The organism is Thermopolyspora sp. NPDC052614 (assembly GCF_040678635.1).
GTDB lineage: Bacteria > Actinomycetota > Actinomycetes > Streptosporangiales > Streptosporangiaceae > Thermopolyspora.
The window spans coordinates 605,989-629,135 of record NZ_JBFATZ010000002.1 but is presented as its reverse complement, the minus strand read 5'-3'; the positions used below and the strand labels follow the sequence as shown (position 1 = coordinate 629,135).

At 70.5% G+C, this 23,147-nt stretch carries 23 protein-coding genes; 5 read left to right on the top strand and 18 right to left on the bottom strand.

Annotated features, from left to right (window positions below; all coding sequences use genetic code 11):
• Positions 1-218: 218 nt before the first annotated feature.
• Positions 219-1,061, bottom strand: a complete 843-nt coding sequence (locus tag AB0K60_RS06320; protein WP_364049191.1) for a DivIVA domain-containing protein — start codon at positions 1,059-1,061, stop codon at positions 219-221.
• A 78-nt stretch (positions 1,062-1,139) separates the two neighbouring features.
• On the opposite strand from AB0K60_RS06320, the gene AB0K60_RS06315 reads away from it, so the two are divergent.
• Positions 1,140-1,955: an ATP-binding cassette domain-containing protein gene (locus AB0K60_RS06315; protein WP_364049189.1), complete on the top strand. Its 816-nt coding sequence runs from the start codon at positions 1,140-1,142 to the stop codon at positions 1,953-1,955.
• Positions 1,952-2,629 (top strand): hypothetical protein, encoded by a 678-nt coding sequence (locus AB0K60_RS06310; protein ID WP_364049187.1) that lies wholly within the window; start codon positions 1,952-1,954, stop codon positions 2,627-2,629. Before AB0K60_RS06315 ends, AB0K60_RS06310 begins: the two co-directional genes overlap by 4 nt.
• A gap of 122 nt (positions 2,630-2,751) precedes the next feature.
• Here the strand turns inward: AB0K60_RS06310 and rlmN are convergent, their stop codons facing one another.
• Positions 2,752-3,894, bottom strand: coding sequence for a 23S rRNA (adenine(2503)-C(2))-methyltransferase RlmN (rlmN, locus tag AB0K60_RS06305; RefSeq protein ID WP_364049185.1), 1,143 nt, complete (start codon positions 3,892-3,894; stop codon positions 2,752-2,754).
• 118 nt (positions 3,895-4,012) lie between these two features.
• Between rlmN and AB0K60_RS06300 the strand changes: the two genes are divergently transcribed.
• The gene (locus AB0K60_RS06300) at positions 4,013-5,041 is read left to right on the top strand and encodes a suppressor of fused domain protein (RefSeq protein ID WP_364049183.1); all 1,029 of its coding nucleotides are present in this window, start codon (positions 4,013-4,015) and stop codon (positions 5,039-5,041) included.
• 134 nt (positions 5,042-5,175) lie between these two features.
• On the opposite strand, the gene AB0K60_RS06295 is transcribed toward AB0K60_RS06300, so the two are convergent.
• From AB0K60_RS06295 to rpsB, 5 genes are all read right to left on the bottom strand, one after another.
• Positions 5,176-6,690 carry a phosphatidate cytidylyltransferase gene (locus AB0K60_RS06295; RefSeq protein ID WP_364049181.1) on the bottom strand — a complete coding sequence of 505 codons (1,515 nt, stop codon included), beginning with the start codon at positions 6,688-6,690 and terminating at the stop codon, positions 5,176-5,178.
• Positions 6,691-7,022: 332 nt separating this feature from the next.
• Positions 7,023-7,580: a ribosome recycling factor gene (gene frr, locus AB0K60_RS06290; RefSeq protein WP_364049179.1), complete on the bottom strand. Its 558-nt coding sequence runs from the start codon at positions 7,578-7,580 to the stop codon at positions 7,023-7,025.
• A 9-nt stretch (positions 7,581-7,589) separates the two neighbouring features.
• Positions 7,590-8,288, bottom strand: a complete 699-nt coding sequence (gene pyrH / locus AB0K60_RS06285) for a UMP kinase (protein WP_364049311.1) — start codon at positions 8,286-8,288, stop codon at positions 7,590-7,592.
• Positions 8,289-8,493: 205 nt separating this feature from the next.
• Positions 8,494-9,327, bottom strand: a complete 834-nt coding sequence (tsf, locus tag AB0K60_RS06280; RefSeq protein ID WP_364049177.1) for a translation elongation factor Ts — start codon at positions 9,325-9,327, stop codon at positions 8,494-8,496.
• A gap of 170 nt (positions 9,328-9,497) precedes the next feature.
• A complete protein-coding gene (rpsB, locus tag AB0K60_RS06275; RefSeq protein WP_364049175.1) occupies positions 9,498-10,367 on the bottom strand; it encodes a 30S ribosomal protein S2 in 870 nt (289 codons plus the stop codon).
• 774 nt (positions 10,368-11,141) lie between these two features.
• Here rpsB and AB0K60_RS06270 point away from each other — a divergent pair.
• Together AB0K60_RS06270 and AB0K60_RS06265 are read left to right on the top strand one after the other, a co-directional pair.
• On the top strand, positions 11,142-12,074 hold the full coding sequence (locus AB0K60_RS06270; protein ID WP_364049173.1) for a ribonuclease Z: 933 nt from the start codon (positions 11,142-11,144) through the stop codon (positions 12,072-12,074).
• 223 nt (positions 12,075-12,297) lie between these two features.
• On the top strand, positions 12,298-12,900 hold the full coding sequence (locus AB0K60_RS06265) for a M23 family metallopeptidase (RefSeq protein ID WP_364049171.1): 603 nt from the start codon (positions 12,298-12,300) through the stop codon (positions 12,898-12,900).
• Between the two features lie 481 nt (positions 12,901-13,381).
• Here AB0K60_RS06265 and dprA read toward each other — a convergent pair whose 3' ends face one another.
• From dprA to rimM, 11 genes are all read right to left on the bottom strand, one after another.
• Entirely contained in the window at positions 13,382-14,389 is a 1,008-nt protein-coding gene (gene dprA, locus AB0K60_RS06260) for a DNA-processing protein DprA (protein WP_364049169.1), read from the bottom strand.
• Positions 14,390-15,090: 701 nt separating this feature from the next.
• Complete coding sequence (locus tag AB0K60_RS06255) at positions 15,091-16,773, bottom strand: YifB family Mg chelatase-like AAA ATPase (protein WP_364049167.1); 1,683 nt, start codon at positions 16,771-16,773, stop codon at positions 15,091-15,093.
• Positions 16,774-17,127, bottom strand: a complete 354-nt coding sequence (locus AB0K60_RS06250; protein WP_364049165.1) for a YraN family protein — start codon at positions 17,125-17,127, stop codon at positions 16,774-16,776.
• Positions 17,128-17,403: 276 nt separating this feature from the next.
• Entirely contained in the window at positions 17,404-17,628 is a 225-nt protein-coding gene (locus AB0K60_RS06245; RefSeq protein WP_364049163.1) for a hypothetical protein, read from the bottom strand.
• A 117-nt stretch (positions 17,629-17,745) separates the two neighbouring features.
• Positions 17,746-18,069, bottom strand: coding sequence for a DUF2469 domain-containing protein (locus AB0K60_RS06240; protein WP_030511723.1), 324 nt, complete (start codon positions 18,067-18,069; stop codon positions 17,746-17,748).
• Between the two features lie 99 nt (positions 18,070-18,168).
• Positions 18,169-18,855, bottom strand: a complete 687-nt coding sequence (locus AB0K60_RS06235; RefSeq protein WP_364049161.1) for a ribonuclease HII — start codon at positions 18,853-18,855, stop codon at positions 18,169-18,171.
• A 118-nt stretch (positions 18,856-18,973) separates the two neighbouring features.
• Positions 18,974-19,702 (bottom strand): signal peptidase I, encoded by a 729-nt coding sequence (gene lepB, locus AB0K60_RS06230; RefSeq protein ID WP_364049159.1) that lies wholly within the window; start codon positions 19,700-19,702, stop codon positions 18,974-18,976.
• A gap of 158 nt (positions 19,703-19,860) precedes the next feature.
• A complete protein-coding gene (gene lepB / locus AB0K60_RS06225; protein WP_364049157.1) occupies positions 19,861-20,763 on the bottom strand; it encodes a signal peptidase I in 903 nt (300 codons plus the stop codon).
• A gap of 179 nt (positions 20,764-20,942) precedes the next feature.
• On the bottom strand, positions 20,943-21,302 hold the full coding sequence (gene rplS, locus AB0K60_RS06220; protein WP_364049155.1) for a 50S ribosomal protein L19: 360 nt from the start codon (positions 21,300-21,302) through the stop codon (positions 20,943-20,945).
• A 288-nt stretch (positions 21,303-21,590) separates the two neighbouring features.
• Entirely contained in the window at positions 21,591-22,406 is an 816-nt protein-coding gene (trmD, locus tag AB0K60_RS06215; RefSeq protein WP_364049153.1) for a tRNA (guanosine(37)-N1)-methyltransferase TrmD, read from the bottom strand.
• Positions 22,406-22,921 carry a ribosome maturation factor RimM gene (rimM, locus tag AB0K60_RS06210; RefSeq protein ID WP_364049151.1) on the bottom strand — a complete coding sequence of 172 codons (516 nt, stop codon included), beginning with the start codon at positions 22,919-22,921 and terminating at the stop codon, positions 22,406-22,408. The genes trmD and rimM overlap by 1 nt, the downstream gene beginning before the upstream one ends.
• Positions 22,922-23,147 lie beyond the last annotated feature (226 nt).

The window sequence follows — 23,147 nt, the reverse complement described above, 5'->3', positions numbered from 1 at the left end:
CGTCCCTGAACCCGGCCTTCCAGGCACCGCGACGACACGCGACACACGGCACCGGCAGCCGGTGTCCGGACTGACGCACGTTCGCGGACATCACGCAGGTGCGGCGATCTTGCCTCACCGAGTCCAGCCTTTCGGGCGCCGCGACGGCGCGATGGCGTACGGCGCTGACCGGCGCCTGTGGACGGTGCCCGACCCGGTGAAGGTTCGCGGAGATCGCACTACTCACGGTCGGCCGCCTCGGGCGTTCGCTTGGCGATCACCTCGGCCAGCTCGGCGAGGAACTCGTCCACCTCGCCGATGGCGTACCCCGGGCGGAGCAGCACGGTGGAGAATCTCGCGTCCCGTACGTCCGCCGGGGTGAGCGGGGCGTCGGTGGCTCCGCGCAGCGTCGCCACGACCCGGTCGAGGAACGCGTCCACCTCGTCCTCGTTGTATCCCATGCCGAGCCTGCCGGAGCGGAAACGCGCCCGCTCCACCCGCGCGGCCTGCTCCTCGAACCACGTCTCGGCGGGGGCGTCCGCCACGGCCGCGTGGGCGCCGTCGGCCGTCTCGTCGCCCGCGCCCGGCTCCGGCGGTTCCGCGGCCTCTGGCCGCACGCCGTCGATCGCCGTGACGGCGCCGTCCGTGGACCTCGCGCCCGTCGTGCCCGGCTCCGCGGACGCGGGCGGGCGGGCGTGGTCCTCATCGGCCCGCTCGCGGCTCACGGGTACGGCTTGCGCCGCCGCGGCCGGCACGGCCTCGCCGACCGTGAACGCGTCGATCACCGAGCCGTTCACGAACCCCTGCGGTGCTTCGACGGCGGACGCGGACGGCGCCCGGCGGGGGGTGACGTCCTTGTTCTCGACCGCGATGATGAACGCCTCCAAGGCGTAGTCGACGGCGAGCTCGTTATAGCCGCCGAGCCGTACGCGGAACCGGGCCGCGCGCAGCTCGTCGGCGGTGACCGGCTCGGACTCCAGGACTCCCTTGCCCAAGGTGGCCTCGATGCGCTTGATCAGGGCGTCCACCTCGTCGGGGTCGTAGCCGGGCCGTACCTCGGACACCCGTGGAAAGCGGTTCACACACTCCTCCGGTCCGCCTGCCGGAAACTGATGATCGTCCTACATTGTCCTGGTTGGTCTGTATAGGGTGCCAGATATATGCGGCTGTCAAACGTCTCCTTCCGGTACTCGCGGCGCGGACCGTGGATTTTTCGGGGAGTTGATCTGGATTTGCCGGGCGGAGCGGTGCTTGAAGTCACAGGTCGCAACGGCGCCGGCAAATCGACATTGCTGAAGCTGCTGGCGGGGGTCATGCCGCCGACCGGTGGAAGAATCGTGGACAGGCCGGACGGAGTCGGATACGCGCCCGAGGTCTTCCCCGCGGCGCAGCCGTTCAGCGCGGCCGCGTACCTCGCGCATCTGGCGCGCGTGCGCGGGGCCGCGCCCGCCGAGATCGGGACCTGGGCCGAGCGGCTGGGGATGTCGCACCTGCTCGCGGTGCCGCTCGCCGAGTTGTCCAAGGGCAGCGGGCAGAAGGTCGGCATCCTGCAGGCGCTGCTCGGCACGCCCGGCCTGGTGATCCTCGACGAGCCGTTCTCCGGGCTCGACGCGCGCACCCGCGAGGATCTGCGGACGATCATCGGCGAGGTGGCCGGGCGGGGCGGCATCGTCGTCGTCAGCGACCATCAAAACGCCCTGCGCGGGCTCGCGCACACGACGCGACTGCTGGTCGAGGACGGCACGATCCGTGCGGTCGCCGTGGAGGAGCGGCCTGCGCCCCGGCCGAGGAAGGTCGTCGAGGTGGTCGTGGACGCCGACGAGGCCGACGACGTCCGCCGCGCGCTCCAGGCCGAAGGGCGGCGGGCGCGGATCCGGGATTTCACGACGGCCGACGAGGATCGGTGGGACCTGGTCGGGGCAGGCGACGATCAGGGCGGGGAACTGGAGAGCCAGGCGATGCGGGGCAGGGCATGAACGTCGCCCTGGTGCGGTTCAAGGTGGCCGCGTACGCCCGATCGCATCTCATCCTGCAGCCGTTCCTGGCATTGCTCGTGCTGCTGATCCTGCTCTACTCGACCAGGGTTCCGGCGGGGGACGAACTCGCCGCCTACACCGATTCGGCGATCTTCCTCACCATCGTCTGCGGGTGGACGGCCAGGAGTCTGCTGAACTGTGAGCCGGACACGCAACGGCTGATCTCCATGACCTCGGCGGGACGGCCCCACCGGGAGGTCGTGGCAGGGGTCGTCGCGGCGGTCGTCGTCAATCTGGGGCTGGCGGCGCCGGCGATCGCGGTTCCCCTCGCCATCGGGTTCGCGGCGATGCCCGGCGGCGGCGTGATCGGAGTCGCTGCCGTGCTGCACCTGCTCGGCGTGTCGGCCGGGACCGCCTTGGGGGCGCTGACCAGCCGTCCCCTGCTACCCTCGCCCGCCACCTCGTTGCTGACGCTGGTCGGCGGGTACGTGACCATGATCGTGCTCAGCCTCACGCCGCTGGCCTGGGCCTCGGCGGTGCCGGCGGTGGTGTGGATGCGCGCGGTCAACGACGGCGACCTGGTGGCCCGGCTGCCGTTGTTCGCCGCGCACACGCTGGCGTGGTCGGGCGTGGCGCTGGCGGCCTACCTCTGGCTGCGCCGTACTCGCTGCTAGGGCCACCTCGCCGTGCATTCGGTGCCCGGCGAGGACAGCAGGCGTTCGCGGCCGTGCCCGCGGTAGCGCGCCGCACTCGTTGCGGAGCGTTTCGCGGCCGTGCCGTACGCGCCGAGGAGCCGTCAGCGGTCGGGGGCGGCGGCGAGCTGGCCGCAGGCGCCGTCGATCTCCCGGCCCCGGGTGTCGCGGACCGTCACCGGCACGCCGTGGGACTCCAGGCGGTGGACGAAGGCGCGCTCGTCCTTGGGGCGCGAGGCGGTCCACTTGGAGCCGGGCGTGGGGTTGAGCGGGATCAGGTTGACGTGCGCGAGTTTGCCCTTGAGCAGGCGGCCCAGCAGGTCGGCCCGCCACTCCTGATCGTTGATATCCCTGATCAGGGCGTACTCGATGGAGACGCGGCGGCCGGTCGTGGCGGCGTAGTTCCAGGCGGCGCCGAGGACCTCGGAGACCTTCCAGCGGGTGTTGATCGGCACGAGGGTGTCGCGCAGCTCGTCGTCGGGGGCGTGCAGCGAGACGGCGAGGGTGACCGGGAGGCCCTCGTTCGCGAGCTTCTCGATGGCCGGGACCAGTCCGACCGTGGATACCGTGACGTGGCGGGCCGAGATGCCCAGTCCCTCGGGCGCGGGATCCACCAGACGGTGCACGGCGTTGATCACGGCCTTGTAGTTGGCGAGCGGTTCGCCCATGCCCATGAACACGATGTTGCTCACCCGGTTGCCTCCCTGGCCGCCGACCCGTCCGGCGCCCTTGGCGCCGACCCCTCCGCCGGGGACCTGGCCGCTGTTCAGCGCGCGGGCTCCGGCCACCACCTGCTCGACGATCTCCGCGGTGGACAGGTTGCGGGTCAGGCCCGCCTGGCCGGTGGCGCAGAACGGGCAGTTCATGCCGCATCCGGCCTGGGAGGAGACGCACATCGTCACCCGGTCGGGATAGCGCATGAGCACCGACTCGACCAGGGCGCCGTCGAAGAGCCGCCACAGGGTCTTGCGGGTGGCGCCGTCGTCACAGGCGATCTCGCGTACGGGGGTGAGTAGATCCGGGAGGAGCTCGGCGGCGAGGCGCTCGCGCGACCCGGCCGGCAAATCGGTCATATCCGCGACCGAACCTGTGAGTTTGGCGAAGTAATGGCGGGAAAGCTGATCGGCACGGAACGGCTTCTCCCCCAGCTCGGCGATCGCGGCCCGGCGCTCGGCCATGGACAGGTCGGCCAGGTGACGGGGAGGCTTGGCCCTGCGGGGCGCGACGAAGGTGAGCTGGGTGGTCATCGTGATATCTCCGACGTCTCTATCGGTTGACGAAGGCGGTTCCTGACCGCCCATCAACGATCTAAGGTCCTGATATATGGCGATATTCCGGGGTGGGCCACCTCCGGCCAGGAGGGAGGTGCTCACCGACACCAATCCCTACGGCAGCCGCACCCTGGTGATCGAGGGCGACGAGGCGTCCTCCGTAGCCTACCTGTGCGATCCGCAAGGCGTGGTCCACGGGGCGGTCTGGCTCGCCAATCACACGGCCGCGCCGTCCGCCGTGGATCTGCACCGCCTCAACTCGGGCCTTCCGCCGGTGATGCCGAGGCCCAACACCCGGCACCCGAGCGGGAGAGGGCCGATCGACCCGGCGCGACTGGAGGTGCTGTGGTTCGAGGAGGGCGACGGGGTGGCCCTGTTCGAAGACGGGCTGCTGCTCGCGGTCATCCCCGGCTGGGCCGACATGGAGCGGGGCATGCCCGGGTACGCCCGCGACGCCATCGGCGAGACGCCGTTCGCCTGGTCGCTTGAGGAGGCCATGGAAGGGCTCGCGCCCCGCGTGGCCAAGGCGCGCTCGTACTGGAACTGGCGCAGCGGCGACGGGGCCTGGGAGGCGTACCGGCGACTCGTCATGGAGCATCTCGACGCCCGGGTCGGCCCCGCGCGGCGTTACTGGGACGTCAGCGACGGGCGTCTGCCGACGGTCGGCGTCACCGAACGCCCCCGGACGGAGTGGCGGAACTACGCGGTGCTGAGCACGGTCGGCATGAGCTGCCAGCGCATGCCCCAGGTGGAGATGTACATCGACCGGCCCGACGCCTACGCCCGGGTGGAACTCGCCATCGCCACCCGCGGCGACGCCCGGGACGCGGCCCGGCTCTTTCTGTGGCTGGCCCGCTATCCCTGGCAGTCTGTCACCTGGCTGGGGCACGGGCACACCGCCCGCTGGTACCACGAGCAGGCCACCTTCCCCGTCCCTGGGGGCTACAACGGAGTGTTCATGCTCGCCGACCTCGATTACCTGCCGGATCTGTCGGGCTTCGCCTTCGGCGGCGACAGCGTCAAGTGGCTCTGGCTGATCCCCGTCACCGACGCCGAACTCCGCAGCGTCGGGCACGGCTACGAGTTCCTCGCCGAACGCGTCGCGGGCCGTCTGCCCATATGACCTCCGACCGGTCCACCCGGTCCGATACACCCGGTTGACGCACCGGCCCCCGCACCGGCCGACCCCTGGGCCCACCGAGGTCCTGCGGCCCACCCCTGCCCCGTACGAAGGCGGGCTGCCCGGCACCCGGCCGATCAGCCGAACAGGTGGAGCAGCACCCACACCGGCACAAGGGTGAACAGCAAAGAGTCGAGGCGGTCCATCAACCCGCCGTGGCCGGGCAGCAGGTTGCCCATGTCCTTGATGCCGAGATCCCGCTTGATCACCGACTCGATCAGGTCGCCGAGGGTGGCGAAGATCACAACGACCGCGCCGAGGACCGCGCCCTGCCACAGCGCCCCGTCCACAAGGAAGCGGACGAGCAGGGCACCGCAGATCACACAGCTCAGAGCCGAGCCGGCGAATCCCTCCCAGGTCTTCTTCGGGCTGATGATCGGCGACATCTTGTGCCTGCCGAACAGTACGCCCGCGACATAACCGCCAATATCGCTACAGATCGTCACGGCGATGAAGACGACCACCCGGTGCGGGCCGTCGTCCTCGGCCAGCAGCAACGGCACGAATCCGGCGATCAACGCGGGATAGGCGCAGATGAACGCGGACGCCGTAGCGTCTCGGACATATCCGGCGGTGCCCGCCACCACGCCCTTCGCGTCTCCCGGCGGCGCAAGCATGCGCCAGGCCAGCGTGATCATCAGCGTCAGGGCGAAAGAACCAACCAGAAAGACCGGGCCGCCCCAGTACGTGCCGATCACCATGGTCAGCATGCCGCCAAGCAGCGGGGCGACCTGCACCTGAATGCCTCGGGTGGCGAACGCCCTGGCCAACTCGACGATCCCTACGCCGACGGCCGCCGCCACGACGAGGAGGAACAGCACCTTGACCGTGTAGAGAGAGACGAGGGTGACGCCGCCGAGGCCCACCCCGACGGCGATCGCCGCCGGAAGGTTCCGGCCGGCCCGCCCGCCAGAGGCCTTCCGGCCATCCCCCGCATTCGGAACGTCCGTGTCGGCACCGTCCTTACCTGAGCCCTTCGTCCCAGGCCCGCCGGTGCCGGAACCGTCCTTACCCGGGCCGTTCGTCCCAGGCCCATCCGCGTCGGCGCTGCCTGCACCCGAGCCGCTCGTCCCCGGCCCGCCGGTGCCGGAACTGTCCTTACCCGGCCCGTTCGTCCCGGGTCCGTCGGTGCCAGCGCCGTCCTCACCCAGGCCGTTCCTGCCCGGCTCGTCCGTGTCGGCGCTGTCCTTACCCGAGCCCTTCGTCCCAGGCCCGTCGGTGTTGGCACTGTCCTCACCCAGGCTGTTGGTGCCGGGCCCGTCCGTGTCGGCGCTGCCTTCACCCGGGCCGTTGGTCCCGGGTCCGTCGGTGCCGGTGCCGTCCTTACCTGGGCCGCTCCTGCCCGGCTCGTCCGTGTCGGCGCTGTCCTTACCCGAGGCCTTCGTTCCAAACCCGTCGGTGTTGGCACTGTCCTTAGGCGGGCCGTTCGTGCCGGGCCCGTCGGTGTCGGCACCGTCCTTGTCTGAGCCGTCCGTGCCGACACCGCCCATGCTCAAGCCATCCGCGTCGGCGGCTTCGCCGCCGGCGCTCGCATCGTTCCGCTCTTGGCGGGTTCCGACGGCGTCGCCTCGCCCCGGCAGGGCGACCTCCACTCGGGTGACCGTACCCGTGCCGGGATCGTTCTCACCGACCGGTGGGACATCGCCGCCCGCGTCTCCGGGTGAGCCTGAGTTCGCCGCCGCTGCTTCCAAGGGGGTTCCGCGCTTTCCTGACCCATGATCTTCAACCATATGATCCGGCGACGCGTATTCCCCGCGAAAGCGCGCCATCGGAGAGCACGTCGACCCCTCCCCGAAATCACGCTCCCGAACGCAGCTCAACCCCGCCGATACGCGATGCTCGGATCACACGGCCTCTCGCCGTCTGTGCGAACAGCTTAAGGCCGGGCGGCGCGGACCGCGCCGACGGCTCCGCGGCCGACCGCTCAGACCTCCAGCAGCTCGGCTTCCTTGTGCTTGAGCAGCTCGTCGATCTTGGCGACGTGCTTCTGGGTGAGGTCGTCGAGCTCCTTCTCGGCCCGTCGCACCTCGTCCTCGCCCGCCTCGCCGTCCTTCATCAGCTTGTCCAGGGTGTCCTTGGCGTGCCGGCGGATGTTGCGCACGGAGACCCGGCTGTTCTCCGCCTTCGCCCTGGCGATCTTGATGTACTCCTTGCGGCGCTCCTCCGACAGCTCGGGGAACACCACGCGGATCACCTGGCCGTCGTTGCCCGGGTTTACGCCGAGGTCGCTGTCCCGGATCGCCCGCTCGATCGCGTTCATCGCGCCCTTGTCATAGGGCTGGACGATGACCATGCGGGGCTCGGGCACATGGAACGACGCGAGCTGCTGGATCGGGGTCGGCGTGCCGTAGTACTCAGCGCTGATCTTGTTGAACATCGCGGGCGTGACGCGTCCCGTGCGGATCCCGGCGAAGTCCTCCCGGGCGACCTCCACCGCCTTGTCCATCTTTTCCTCGGCTTCGAGGAGAGTTTCGTCGATCATCGCGGCTCCCTATTTTCCCGCCGGACTCACCAGCGTCCCGATCTTCTCACCGCGCACCGCACGCAGGATGTTACCTTCCCCCATCAGGTCGAAGACCACGATGGGCAGGCCGTTGTCCATGCACAGGCTGATCGCGGTGGCATCCATGACCCCCAGCCCCCGGGTGAGGACCTCGCCGTAGTCGAGCCGGTCGAACCGTACGGCGTCGGGGTTCTTGCGCGGGTCGGCGTCGTAGACGCCGTCCACCTGGGTGCCCTTCAGCAGCGCCTCCGCCCCGACCTCGAGGGCGCGCTGGGCCGCGCAGGTGTCGGTGGAGAAGAAGGGCGAACCGAGACCCGCCCCGAAGATCACCACACGACCCTTCTCAAGGTGGCGGATGGCGCGACGCGGCAGGAACGGCTCGGCGACCTGCTGCATCGTGATCGCGGTTTGCACCCGGGTCTCCACACCGCGCTTCTCCAGGAAGTCCTGCAGCGCCAGGCAGTTGATGACCGTGCCGAGCATGCCCATGTAGTCGGCCCGCGCCCGGTCCATGCCGCGCTCGGAGAGCGCCGCCCCCCGGAACATGTTCCCGCCGCCGACGACCACGGCGACCTGCACGCCACCGCGCACCGCCTCCGCGATCGAGTCGGCGAGGTGCGCGACGACGGTCGGATCGATGCCGAGCGGCTCGCCTCCGGCGAAGGCCTCGCCGGACAGCTTGAGCATGACCCGCTTCCACCGCAACTGCCCGCGATGATGTGCCGACGCGGCGGGTTTCGATGTCTCCTGCACGGCGGCGGCCTCCTCGTTCTCGGCGGGCGACTCGTTCTCGACGAGCCCGGTTCCCGGTGCCTCCAGGCTCTGTCCGGCTCGGGCCTGAGCCCGATGAGCGGCGCGGCCCGGACCGGGCCGCGCCGCTCCTGCGACTAGCCTAAGCCTGTCCCACCTTGTATCGGGCAAAGGCGAGCACCTGCACGCCCGCCTCCTCGGCGACCTTGGCGATGTTCTTCTTGTTGTCCTTCACCCAGGCCTGCTCCAGCAGCGTGAAGTCCCGGAACCAGCCCTTGATGCGACCCTCGACGATCTTGGGAAGGGCGGCCTCCGGCTTGCCCTCCTCGCGGGTCATCTGCTCGAAGACGGCCCGCTCCTTCTCCAGGACCTCGGCGGGCACCTGGTTCGGGCTCAGGTACTTGGGCGCCATCGCGGCGGCGTGCTGCGCCACGTCCTTGGCGACCTGCGCGTTCGGCTTGTCGAGCTGAACCAGCACGCCGACCGCCGGAGGCAGCTGCGGGTCGGTCTTGTGCAGGTAGGACCCGATGTAGCCGCCCTCAAGCAGCGCGAACCGGCGAATCTCGATCTTCTCGCCGAGCGCGGCGTTCGTCTCGTCGAGCAGCTCCTTGACCGTCTTGCCGTCGATCTGGGACTCCAGCAGCGTGGGCACGTCGGCGGGCTTGGTGGCGACGATGTGCTCCACGACCTGCGCAGCCAGCGCCTGGAAGCGCTCACCCTTGGCGACGAAGTCGGTCTCGCAGTTCAGCTCCAGCATCGCGGCGAGCGAGTCGCCCTCGTGCTTGACGGCGATCAGACCGTTGGAGGCGGTCCGGGCCTCGCGCTTGCCGACATCCTTGGCACCCTTGACGCGCAGGATCTCGATGGCCTTGTCGAAGTCGCCCTCGGCCTCTTCCAGCGCCTTCTTACAGTCCATCATGCCGGCGGCGGTGATCTCGCGAAGCCGCTTCACGTCGGCCATGTTCACGGAAGCCATTGTCCTGATTCCTGTTTTCTGAGATCTGTCTGAATGTCGTCGTGCGGAGGGTGGGTGCGGATGTCCCGCAGCCCATCCGGCGCGATGCGCCGCGATGAACCCCGTCGTCCGCGCCCACCCCACGGGTAGCTTCGCGTCGCCGTACGGCCCGGCCGCCGGCCGCGCGAGTGTCAGGCCTGCGGCTGCTCGGACTCGCCCTCGGCGGCGGGAGCCTCGGCGCTCTCGCCCTCGGCGGCCGACGCGGCGGCGCCCTCCTCGGAACGGGCGAGCAGTTCGCGCTCCCACTCGGCCAGCGGCTCGGCCTCGGCGACGCCCGCCGGCTTCTCGTCACCGCCGCGGGCGGCGCCCGCACGCGCCATCAGACCGTCGGCAACACCGTCGGCCACGACCCGGGTGAGCAGGCTGACGGCGCGGATCGCGTCGTCGTTGCCCGGGATCGGGTAGTCGACCTCGTCGGGGTCGCAGTTGGTGTCGAGGATCGCCACGACCGGGATGCCGAGCTTCTTGGCCTCGTTGATCGCGATGTGTTCCTTCTTGGTGTCCACGACCCAGATCGCGCTCGGGACGCGGGACATGTCGCGGATGCCGCCGAGGGTGCGCTCCAGCTTCTCCTTCTCGCGGCGGCGCATCAGGAGCTCCTTCTTGGTGAGCCCGGAGCCGGCCACGTTGTCGAAGTCGAGCTCCTCAAGCTCCTTGAGCCGCTGAAGCCGCTTGTGCACCGTGGAGAAGTTGGTGAGCATGCCGCCCAGCCAGCGCTGGTTCACGTACGGCATGCCGACCCGCGAGGCCTGCTCGGCGATGGCCTCCTGGCCCTGCTTCTTGGTGCCGATGAACAGGATGGTGCCGCCGTGCGCGACCGTCTCCTTGACGAAGTCGTAGGCGCGGTCGATGTAGGACAGCGACTTCTGCAGGTCGATGATGTAGATGCCGTTGCGCTCGGTGAGAATGAAACGCTTCATCTTCGGGTTCCACCGACGCGTCTGGTGGCCGAAGTGAACGCCGCTCTCCAGGAGCTGTCGCATGGTGACGACGGGGGCCATGGTCGTGGTCCTCCATGGTCGTGTGCCCGCAGGCACGGTCTCGGTTTGCCGCGGAGACCTCCGGTCTCCGCCCTGACGCCCGCGGCCGACCCTGCCGGAGAGAGCCCCGGACCGAGGGATCGGCCTTCCTGCACGAGCGTGCGTAGTCGGCCCGCCCTAACACGGGCCACCGGAAAGTCTACCTGGAACCGCCTCCAATCCTGACCGTCCTCATGACGCCCCTCCCGCCGCCACCACGCCCCCGCCTCAACCACCCCACCGCCTCCGCAACTCCACCGCGACCTCACCGCCTGCACGACCCCACCGCTTCACAACCCCACCGCGACCCCACCGCCTGCACGACCCCACCGCTCCATGACGCGACGGCACCACCGTGGACCCGCCCTCACCATGAGCCCTGGCCCTCGCCCTTAACTCGTTGTATCGCCGACCGCTCGTTCTCTCACCGTCCCGGGATCCACGACCTGCCCGGATGCTTCGTCTACCGGACCATCGAGGACCTGGACGCCATCCGGGACCATTGCATCCTGGCCACCGACTCGAGATCGTGAACTCCGGATTCATGAGCCAGCGCGCCGCACCGGTGAGCCGTCCGCCCGCCGACCATCACCGACGATCGTTGTCCAAAGTCCACTGGACGCCTTTTGGACGCGAATCCCTTGGTGCCCGCCCACGCCCCGTGCACCGCACGGTGATCCTTGCGACGCCCGGCCCCACCCCAGCCCCGACGAACCCACCCCGCCCGCCCTGTGAAGACCTCCTACCATGACGCAGGTGCACAACCGTGAGCTCGTCGTCCTCGGCACCGCGAGCGCCGTTCCCACCCGGCACCGCAACCACAACGGCTACCTGCTCCGCTGGGACGGCACCGGCTTCCTCTTCGACCCGGGCGAGGGAACCCAGCGGCAGATGCTGTACGCCGGGGTGACGGCGCACGACATCGACTGGATCTGCGTCACGCACTTCCACGGCGACCACTGCCTGGGCGTCCCCGGCGTCCTGCAGCGCATCGCCCGCGACGGCGTGCCCCACCCCGTGCGCGCCGTCTACCCCGCCTCCGGGGAGGTCTACTGGCGACGCATGCGGCATGCCGCGGTCTTCGCCGACACCGACGTCATCAGGCCCACGCCGATCGACGGCGAGGCCGCCGAGTTCGACGCGGGCCCGGTGAGACTCACCGCCCGGCCGCTCTCGCATCCCGTCGACGCCTACGGATACCGCCTCGACGAACCCGCCGGCGTCCGCATGCTCCCCGAACTGCTCGCCCGATACGGCATAGCCGGTCCCGCCGTCGGCGAGCTGCAGCGCACGGGCAGAGTGACCGCCCCGGACGGCTCCACCGTGCTCTTGGAGCAGTGCAGCCGCCCCCGTCCGGGCCAGAGCGCCGCCTTCATCATGGACACCCGCCTGTGCGACAACGCCTTCGCCCTGGCCGACAACGTGGACCTGCTCATCGTCGAATCAACGTTCCTGTCCGCCGAACAACCCCTGGCCGAGGCCTACGGCCACCTCACCGCCGCCCAAGCCGCCCGCATCGCCCACGAGGGCAACGCCCGCCGCCTCGTCCTCACCCACTTCTCCGAGCGCTACACCACCGACGACGAGCCCCGCTTCCTCGAGGAGGCCTCCGCCCACTACTCCGGTGAGATCATCCTCGCCCAGGACCTCCTTCGCGTCCCCGTCCCCAAACGCCCCACCGCCCCCTGACCGCCAGGCATCTCCCCCGACCGACAGCCAGGCATCCCCCTACATCGTCCTGTCCAAGGCCGTCCTCAGCCGTCTCACTTCCAGAGACCATCCTCCGCGCCCGCCGCCCACAGCCAATCCCAACCTCCACCAACCCACGGAGCCCACCTCAGGCTTGCCAGGCCCGGACCAGACATCCGCCCTATCCACAGAACCCCGTTCACCTCGTTCCCCACGGCGTCCCATGCCGCAAAGTCGCCGCATGACAAGGTCACAGACCCCCCTGCACCGTGCGAGGCGATACGGCAGGCAGGCCGCCCGCATCGTCCTCGCACTCACGCTGGCGGCGGCGAGCGGCTTCACATCGGCCCCAGAGCCACGTCGGCGCCCACCACTCGACGGCCCCATCCACGTCCTCCGCCACTTCGCGCCCCCGGCATTTCCATGGCTGGCCGGGCACCGCGGCGTAGACCTCGCCGCCGAACCCGGAGCTCAGGTCAAGGCCCCCGCAATGGGAAGAATCGGCTACACGGGCCGCGTGGCCGGACGCGGCGTCGTCACCATCCTCCACGAGCACGGCCTACGCACGACCTACCTACCCGTACGCCCCCTGGTGGAACGCGGAGCCCCGGTCCGCCCCGGCGACGTCATCGGACTGCTGGAACCGCTCCCGGGCCACTGCCCCGTCTCCTGCCTCCATTGGGGCCTCCTCCGCGACCGCCACTACCTCGACCCACTCCTGCTCCTGGGCCGCCCAAGAGTCAGGCTTCTCCCCTTCTGGCACGTCCCCTTCGGTTCCCCCGCCTTCCTGCCCCCAACCCCACCGTCGCCCGCCCCCCGACCGTAAGACCCTGCGCCGTAAGACCCAGCGCGTGGCCTGCCGCCCCGACGGCGGTGCACTGAACCACGACACCCAGCCGCACATCCCGCAAGCGCGATCATCGAGCCAGCCCGGGAACGGTCGCCGAAGCACGCTCAGAGCATCGCTGGGTGCTCCGGAAGCGGCGACCGGGTACCCCAGCCACGGTCCCTAAGCACCACAGAGGCGACCCTGAAGCGATCAACGAACGCCCGGGAACGGCCACCGGGTACCCCAGGAACGGTCACCGAAGCACACCCCCACAGCACCAGCACCGAATGCCCCGGAAGCGGCCACCGGGTAGGTAACCCCCAGCCACGGCCCCCAAGCACCACAGGGGCCACCCGGAAGCGATCAACGAACGCCCAGGAACGGCCACCGGGTAACCCAGGAACGGTCACCGAAGCATGCCCCAAAGCACCAGCAGCGGGGCGGCCGGGAGCGGCCACCGAGGTACGCCCGGAAGCGGTCATTGGAGCGTCCCGGGGCGGAGGCGCCATCCCTGGCCGGCGCGTTCGACGTAACCGGCGGCGGCGAGACCGCCCAGGCAGGTGAGGGCGGTGGAGAGATCGACTCCCGCCTCGACGGCGATGGAGGCCGGACCGGCACCCCCTCGGCCGGGTACCGCGTCCAGCACCTGCCGCATGACCTGGCTCAGGGCGTCGCGGGGCAGCACCGGGCCGCGGCGACGGGGAGCCAGGTCGTCGCCGATTGTGCCGACGAGATCGACGACCTCCTCGGGGGTGGTGACGCACACCGCCTTACCCTGCCGGATGAGCTGGTGACATCCCGCGGAGGTGCCGGAGGTGACCGGTCCCGGCACCGCCCCCACGGGGCGACGCAGCGACACGGCGTGCCCCACCGTGTTCAGCGCCCCGCTACGCAGCGCCGCCTCGACGACGATCGTCCCTCTAGACAGCGCGGCGATCAGGCGATTGCGGATCAGGAAGCGCAGGCGGGTCGGGCGAACGCCAGGCGGGCACTCGCTGACGAGGAGCCCGTTCTCCCGCACCAGGCGGAACAGGTCGTGATGGCCCAGGGGATAGTCGATGTCGGTGGCGCAGGCGAGCACCACGATGGTCGGCGACTCGCCCCCCAAGGCACTCCGGTGCACCGCCCCGTCGATCCCGTACGCACCGCCGGAGACGACCGTCCAGCCCATGTCCCCCAACGAGGCTCCGAACTCGGCCGCCACGTGCGTGCCGTAGGCAGTGGCGGCCCGCGACCCCACGATCGACACCGACTTCAGGCAGGAGAAGCGCAGATCGGCGTCCCCCCACAGCCACAACCCGTACGGCCGCGCATATCCGAGGTCGTCCAACTGGGTGGGCCATTCGATGTCACCCGGCACGATCAGCCGCGCGCCCATCGACTCACCGGCGGCGAGATCCCGCGCCGGATCCGCCGTTTCCAGCCGCGCCCGCCATGCCTCAAGCGAACGTTGGACATCGACTCTCCTGCCCGCCACCATCCGCATCCGGTCTTCCTGACCGCCGCGCCTTCGGCCGCCTCCCTCCCGCCTGGCACCGTCCATGCCCGCTCGTGCCATGTCCGCTCGTGCCAGGTCCGCTCGTGCGCCCTGCGAACCGCAACCGCACCCGGGAGCCCTTCCGGCGGCGACCGTGTCACCTTCTCCGCGCCCGCCGCAGTGCCCATCGCCGTGCCCATCGCCGTGCCCACTGCCGCGCCCATCGCCGTGCTCACTGCCGTGCCCGTCGCCGCGGTTTCGGCAGCGACCTTCGCCGCCGTCGTGTGCCGCGACTCCGGCACCCTCCCGGACGCTCGCCCCTGCACCGGCGTCCACGCCGCCATCGCTCGCCCGGCACGCCACGCCGCCCGCGCCCGTAGCGCCACGGCTCCGGCTCTGCCCGCATCCGCAGGTGGCCGCAGGGCATCCACAGGTGGCGGTGGGGCATCCGCAGGTGGCCGTGGAGCCTTCGGTCTTCTCGGCGGAACCGGGTGTTCGACCATCGTCGTCAGGAGAGGTGACGGCGAGGATCCCGATAAGGTCGCCAGCGCGAATGCGGGTCAAGGTCTCCACGGCACCCAGCCGGGTCAGGAGGTACCCGAGAAGTGGGTCGCCGGGGTCGGCCACGCGCATGAGCGTCGCCCGGGCCAGACGCTCGCGGGTGAGGGCCTGGCCTGCGGAGGAGGCGAGGCCGGGACGGATGGGCGGGGTTACCACTGTTCACCTAGCCAGAGAGTGAGGGCGGCGTGGGTCTCGTCGATGGTGGGGCGGTCCTTGCCGGCGAGGTCCGCGAGCGTCCAGGAAAGGCGTAATGCGCGGTCGACGCCGCGGGCGCTGAGTTCCCCGGTGTCGAGGCAGCGCTGCAAGGGGGCCGTGGCCTCTTCCTCAAGGCGAAGGTCGCCGTGCAATGCCGAGGTGGGGACTTCGGCGTTGCATCGCCACGGGGTGCCGGCCAGGCGTTTGGCGGCCCGTTCGCGGGCGGCCAGGACGCGCTCGGCGACGACCTTGCTCGACTCGATGAAGCGGCGGTCGGCGAGCAGCTCGCGGCGGGTGAACCGGCGCAGCATGACCTTGACGTCCACCCGGTCGAGCAGCGGGCCCGAGAGCCTGGCCAGGTAGCGGCGGCGCAGGTGGGGCGTGCAGACACAGATGTTGTCCTGGCCGCCGGCGTGGCCGCAGGGACAGGGGTTGGACGCAAGGACGAGGAGGAAACGGGCGGGAAAGGTGACCGTCCCCGCGGCCCTGGAGACCGTGACCACGCCCGACTCCAGCGGCTGCCGCAGGGATTCCAGGACGCTCGCGGGGAATTCGGGGGCCTCGTCGAGAAAGAGCACGCCTCGATGCGCGAGGCTCACCGCTCCGGGGCGAACCATGCCGCTTCCGCCGCCGATGATCGCGGCGGCGGTGGCCGTGTGGTGCGGGGCCATGAACGGCGCGCGAGTCAGCAGCGGCTCACCGGGGGGCAGTGTGCCCGCCACAGAGTGAATCGCGGTGATCTCGAGCGCCTGGTCGCGTTCGAGCGGTGGAAGCAGCGTGGGCAGGCGCTCGGCCAGCATCGTCTTGCCGGTTCCGGGCGGCCCCAGCATCCACAGATTGTGGCCACCGGCCGCGCACACCTCCAGGGCGTGTCGTGCCGCCGCCTGCCCGGCGACGTCGGCCAGATCGAGCCCCGGCGGGTCATCCCCATGCGCGTACGGCTCCGTCCTCGGCACGAGCGGCGGCGTCGCCGCACCCGGATCATCTTCGTGCGCGTACGGCTCGTCACCCGCCTGACGGCACCGCCGGGCTCCGCCGCCGAGCGCGGCCTCGCCCCCGGCCGGCATCCCCGCACCGATGGTCTGCGCGGACGCGCCGGACACCGGCCAGGGACCGTCCGGCCTGCCGGAGCGCAACCACCCGACCAGAAGCGCCAGGTTCTCCGCGGGCACGACGGTGATGCCGGGCACCAGGCGCGCCTCGGCGATGTTGGCGACCGGCACCACCGCCGTGTCCGCCCCGGCCTCGGCTGCGGCCAGCATCGCGGGCAGCACGCCTCGGACCGGACGGATCGTCCCGTCCAAGCCGAGCTCGCCGATGAAGAACGGATCGGCGATCCGGGCCGCGGGGACCAGGTTCGCGCCCGCGAGGAGGCTAACGGCGATGGCGAGGTCGAAATGGCCGCCCTTCTTCGGCAGCCCGGCGGGGAAGAGGCTGACGGTGATCCGGGCGTCGGGCCAGACGAAGCCGCTGTTGATGACGGCGGAGCGGACGCGGCCCCTGGCCTCGCTCAACGCGGTGTCGAGCAGGCCGATCAGGTGGGTGCCCGGCACTCCCCTGCCCACGTCGGCCTCGACCTCGACCACTCGGCCGCTGACCCCGATCAGCGCGACGCAACGCGTGCGGGCCACGGGCATTCAGCTCACCCCCCGCTCGTAGCGGACGACGAGCTGCCCCGCGAACAGCTCAAGGGCCACGACGTCGATGCGGATGCGCTCGAAGGACTCGCCCTGGCCGCTGAGCCACCGGGCGGCGAGCCCGTACAGCCGGGCCACCTTGTCCTCGTTGACCGCCTCCAGGCCGGTGCCGTGGCTGCGCCCCGAGCGGGTCTTCACCTCCACCACGACGAGGGTGTCGCCGTCGCGGGCGATGATGTCGATCTCGCCGCTCCGGCAGCGCCAGTTGCGTTGCAGGATGCGCATGCCGAAGTCGCGGATGAATGCCGCGGCGACCTGCTCGCCGCGCCTGCCCAGCTCGTTCCTCCCGGCCATGGGACCACCTCCGGCCCAGACCTTCGCGCACGAGAGGCCCGCCCGAAGCACCCGAACCGCTTTCTGTGGATAACGGCCGCGGCGGCCGACGACCCTGTTCGAGCACCCGGGCACGGCGACGGGGAGCCCTTGCGGCCCGGCCCGCGCTGCGGCGGCCCCGTCGCATACGCCCCCTCGGGCGGTCCCCCGTCGTGCGCCCGCCTCGACGTTCCCCGACATGACGGCGAGGCCTGGCCCGCGCCGACGCAGATCGCCGCGACCCGCGTCGGAGGTCGTTCACCACGGGCGCATCGGACGGGGCACGCAGCAGATGGGCACGGCGGCCACTGCATCCGCCACGCCAACGTCGAGTGGAACCCCGAGCAGGTACCCGGCCAGTTCGTCGGCCGCCACCTCGACGTCGCCGAAGGGGAAATATCGGCCCCGCTGGACGCCCGGTCCCCGGCCGACAACCGCCAGGGCGCGTGGCCCGGTCGGCGGTTCCGCAGGACGCGCACGCATGCCGCAGACGCCCAATGCGGGCGGAATCCCGCAGACGCCCAAAGAGGGCGGAATGTCCGGAGCCTCAGCTCTCGTCGCGGCAGGCCGGGCCGCGGCCGGGCGGCGGGTGGGCGAAGATCAGCTCGAGAAACCCTCCTTGGGCATCTCCAGGTCGGGCTTGGCCAGTTCCTCGACGTTGACGTCCTTGAACGTGACGACCCGTACGTTCTTGACGAACCTGGCCGGGCGGTACATGTCCCAGACCCAGGCGTCCTGCATCTTCACGTCGAAGAAGACGTCCCCGTTCTCGGCGGTGCGAACGTCGAGATCGACGGAGTTGGTGAGATAGAAGCGCCGCTCGGTTTCGACGACATAGGTGAACAGGCCCACGACGTCGCGGTACTCCCGGTAGAGCTGCAGCTCCATCTCGGTCTCGTACTTTTCGAGATCCTCTGCGCTCATTCCGGTCCTCCTGTTCCGTGCTTCCGGGTCACGTGCGCCTGGCTTCGCGCTTTCAATGTCCGCTTACCCGCCGCGTCGCGCCCGGATCGGCGTGCCCGATCAGGCAACCCCGGCCCCCAGTTCATTGTCCCGCATCTCCTCCCCCCGCTCGGACCGTGCCACGGTGACGAAGGAGAATCGGTGGTGCGGACTCGGCCCGTGCGCGGCGAGCGCCGCCCGGTGCGCGGCGGTCACATACCCCTTGTGCTCGGCGAAGCCGTACTCGGGATAGGACTCGTGCAGCGCGGTCATCATGCCGTCCCTCGTCACCTTGGCCACGATCGACGCCGCGGCCACGCAGGCCGCCACCTGGTCCCCCTTCCACACCGCCAAGGACGGCGCCGGGAGGCCCGGCACCGCGAACCCGTCGACGAGTACATACCCGAGCTCACAGCTCAACCCGGCCACCGCGCGACGCATTCCCGCGATGTTGCACCGGTGCAGCCCCGAGGCGTCGATCTCGGCCGGGGGGATGACCACCACGTGCACGGCGCGCGCGGTCGCCATGATGCGGTCGTACAGTTCGCGGCGTCTGGCGGGCGGGATCAGTTTGGAGTCGGTCAGGCCGTCGATCTCGCGCCCCAGGACGACGGCGGCGACCACCAGCGGACCGGCGCAGGCCCCCCGTCCCGCCTCGTCGACTCCGGCGACCGGGGACAGCCCCCGCCGGGCGAGCGCACGCTCGTAGCCGTAGAGCCCCGAATCCCGCCGGACGATGCTCGGGCGCGGGCGATAGGCAACAGTCATGACAGTACGCAGCGTACGCCCCATTGCGTCGGGGCGGCCATAAGATACCGGCCACTCCCCGGCCGCCATCCTTTGTGCACCTGGGCACACTTTGTGTGGTGCGAAGTAACGCTTGGCGTTAACGGATCTTCTCGAATGCCGGCGGAGTCGACAGCAGCCTCATCCGGGACGGCGGCCAGTAGATCGCCCACGCCCGGCCCAGCACCACGTCCTCGGAGATGGTGCCGTAGAACTCGTCGTTAAGGAAGTACCGCGAGTCGCGGGAGGCGACCCTGTGATCACCCATCACCCACAGCCGTCCCTTCGGCACCTTGACCTCGAAGTCGTCGCCCGAGGCGTAGTCGCCGGGGTAGAGGTAGTCCTCGTCCAGCGGCACGCCGTTGACCGACAGCCGATGCTTGGAGTCGCAGCACGTCACCGTGTCGCCGCCGACCCCGATCACCCGCTTGATCCAGTCGGTGCCGTCCCAGCCCTTGAACACCACCACATCGCCTCGATCGGGCGAGCCGGACAGCCGGTTGACCAGCACCCGGTCGTTCTCCAAAAGGGTGTTCTCCATCGACTCGGACGGGATCCAGAACGTCCCGATGACGAACATGCGCAGCAGCAGCGCCACCACGACGCCGCCGGCGATGAGCAGGATGGTCTCCCGCCACCCGCTGCGCTTGCCCGCCGCCGCGGCCCTGTCCTTGTCGGCGCTGTCCTTATCGGCCCTGTCGGCGCTGTCGGCGCTCTCCCCGCCCGTGCCGTCCGCGATCTGGGCCGCGCGCCCGCCCGGCTCCTGATGCGGGTCCCGGCCGGGGGCACCCTCGGTGCCGTCCACCGCGCCGCTCGTCGCGCCGTTCACGGCACCGCCTCTCGGGTCTTTTCCGTCATCGCCTGCCAAGCCGCTTCCCGGGCCCCTTCTCAATCCGCGACCCGGGCCGCCGGCGTCGCCGCGCGGATCGTCAGCGGAACCGTCGCGGGCACCGCCGTTCGCGCCCGCGACCGTGCCGTCGGCAGGGCTCACGACAGATCGATCCGTGGCCGGGTCAGCCGTCGCCGCAACGCCATCAGCGGTATCGCACCCGCGAAGCCCAGGACCAGCGGGGCCTGGCCGGTCAGCGCGCCGGCCGCGTGCAGCGCGGGCTGGGTGAACGTCTCGGGGATCGGCAGCGTCGCGGCCCGGGAGAACGGCCACACGATCACGAACGCGCGGCCGATCACCTGGTCCTGCGGGATCGTACCGCCGCCCGGGTCACCCTGGTGCGAGCGCGAGTCCAGCGACACCGACCGGTGATCGCCCATCACCCACAGGCGGCCCTCCGGCACGGTGATCTCGAAGGACTGGTCGGAGGGCTTGTCGCCGGGGTACAGGTAGGAGTGCTCGTCGATCGGCACGCCGTTGACCGTGATGCGCCCGGTGCCCTTCTCACAGCACCTGACCTTGTCCCCAGGGACGCCGATGACCCGCTTGATGTAGTCCTTCTCGCCCGGTACGACGCCGAACGCGGTGCCGATCCAGCGGCCGAACGCGGCCACCGGGTTGGACGGCTCCTCAAGGTCGATCTCGGGATCCCAGGAGTCGACGCCGGAGAACACCACGATGTCGCCGCGCTCGATGTCACGGGTGTGATAGACGAGCTTGTTCACCAGAACCCGGTCGTTGGTGAGAAGCGTGTTCTCCATCGACTCGGATGGAATGTAGAAGGCCTGGACGACGAACGTCTTGATCACTAGCGCGAGAATGAGCGCGACCACCACCAAGACGGGAAGTTCGCGCCAGAAAGAGCCCTTCTTCTCCTTCTTCTCGTCCTTCCCCTTGCCACCCTTTGCGGCAGGCGGCTGAGTGTCTTCAGCGACCACTTCCACCTCGTCCCCGGCAGGGCTCCGGGCCGGTGCGCCGTACCCCTGGTCTTCGCTAGCCATCGCTGACGAGCCTAGATGATTTGCCGCGCCGTGCGAGCGGCCGACTCGGCACGGCGGCGAAAGAAATGGCCCGCACTAGTACCGATACGGGCCATCCCATTGCGTTCGCGTCCGCGCCTACTTGCTTGGTTACCTTGCTTGGTTACCTTGCTTGGTTACCTGCCCACTTACCTGCTCGGTTACTTGCTCACCGTCTCGCGCTTCTCGCGGATACGGGCGGCCTTGCCGCGCAGGTCGCGCATGTAGTAGAGCTTCGCCCGGCGGACGTCGCCGCGGGTCACCACGACGATCTTCTCGATGACCGGGCTGTGCACCGGGAAGGTGCGCTCGACCCCGACGCCGTAGCTGACCTTGCGCACGGTGAAAGTCTCACGGATGCCGCCGCCCTGACGGCGCAGCACGAAGCCCTTGAAGACCTGAATGCGGGACCGGTTGCCCTCGACGACGCGGACGTGCACCTCCAACGTGTCGCCGGGGCGGAACCTGGGGACGTCGCTGCGCAGCGAGGCCTTCTCGAGATCCTGGATCGCGGTGTGCATGACAGCGGTTCCTCATTAAACGCGAGCGCGCGGAGGTCCACCCGGTCACGCCGACGCGCGACGACGAGGGGGACACACGCACTGGGCTGAATACGTCTTCCGGACCGGGCTCCTGCGCCCGGCCACGCCGCGCCGACCGCGCCCGAGAATGAAGTCGGAAGACAGTCGGCAACAGCGATTCAGTCTGCCATATCTTCGCGCCCCGCGCGAAACGAACCCTGCGGGAGGCGCTGTCGAAAAGGCCGTTCCGGTCGTGCCCGGCCGCGCACGGCGGCTCTTCGCCCGATCTCATCCGGCGCTCTCGACGGACTCCTCGCTGCGGACCGCCCGCCACGCCTCGTCCAGCACCTCGCGATCGTGCTCGCCGAGCTCGCCCGGATCGAGCCCCGCGGCCAGGTCGGGCCGGTTCCGCACCGTACGGCGAAGCGCCTGATCCCGCCGCCAGCGCGCGATGGCCGCATGGTGGCCCGACAGCAGAATCGGCGGCACCTCGTGCCCCCGCCACACCGGCGGCTTGGTGTACACGGGCCCCTCAAGCAGGCTCTCCATGGCCCCCGGCGCGAAGGAGTCGTCGGTCACCGAGGCGGCGTTCCCGAGCACGCCGGGCAGCAGCCGGGCCACGGCCTCGACGATGACGAGCACGGCGGCCTCGCCGCCCGCGAGCACGTAGTCGCCGATGCTCACCTCGTCGGCCCGCAGCGACTCGCCGTACTCGGCGATGACGCGGGCGTCGATGCCCTCGTAGCGGGCCGGCGCGAACAGCAGCCACGGCTCGCCCGCGTACTCGAGCGCGACCTGCTGCGTGAACCGCCGCCCGCTCGGCGTGGGCACGATCAGCCGGGGCCGGGCGGCCTCGCCCCCGGGCTCGGCGGCGCCCGAGGCGACGACCGCGTCGATGGCCTCCGCCCACGGCTCGGGCTTCATCACCATGCCGGGGCCGCCGCCGTACGGCGTGTCGTCCACGGTGCGGTGCACGTCGTGCGTCCAGTCCCGCAACTGGTGCAGCCGGATGTCGAGGATGCCGCGGTCGCGGGCCTTGCCGATGAGGGAGACGCCGAGCGGCGCGAAATACTCGGGAAAGATGGAGATGATGTCGACGCGCATCAGACGGCCTCGTCGGGGTTGAGGAGTCCCGGCGGAGGATCCACCACCAGACGCCCGGCCTTGAGGTCCACCTCGGGCACCAGCGCCTTGACGAACGGGATGAGCACCTCACGCCCCTCGTGCCGGACGACCAGCAGGTCCTGGCCGTGGTGCAGCACGTCGCTCACCTCGCCCACCGGCTCGCCGCCGGTGGTCGCCACGGACAGGCCGATGAGCTGGTGGTCGTAGAACTCGTCGGGGTCCTCCGGCGGCGCGACGTCCGCCGAGTCGATGACGATCAACGTGTCGCGCAGTTCCTCCGCCGCCGAACGGTCGCCGACCCCCTCCAGGCGCAGCAGCAGTACGCCCGAATGCCAGCGCATCGACGACACCACCAGCGGTCCGGCCGACTCCGGGTCGGTCCTGAGCGCGGTGCCCGGCGCGAAGCGCAGCTCCGGATCGTCGGTGCGGACCTCCACCGTGACCTCACCGCGCACCCCGTGCGGGCGCCCGATCCGGCCGACGACGAGTTGCACTGGCGGTCCCTCTTCTCATCGAGTCTGTACAGGCCCCTCCATGGCGTCAGGGGACCGTCCGCACGCCCCGAGGGGCGCGGGCAGGTCCCCTGAGAGGGCCGATGCCTGTGCCGCGGCCGTCGCGGCTGCCGCCGGGCACCGCAGCGCGCTCGCGGCATGACAGTCCGCCGATGGACGGGTGGCCTCAGGCGCGCGACCACCCGTCCATCGGCGTGAGCCCGGCGCG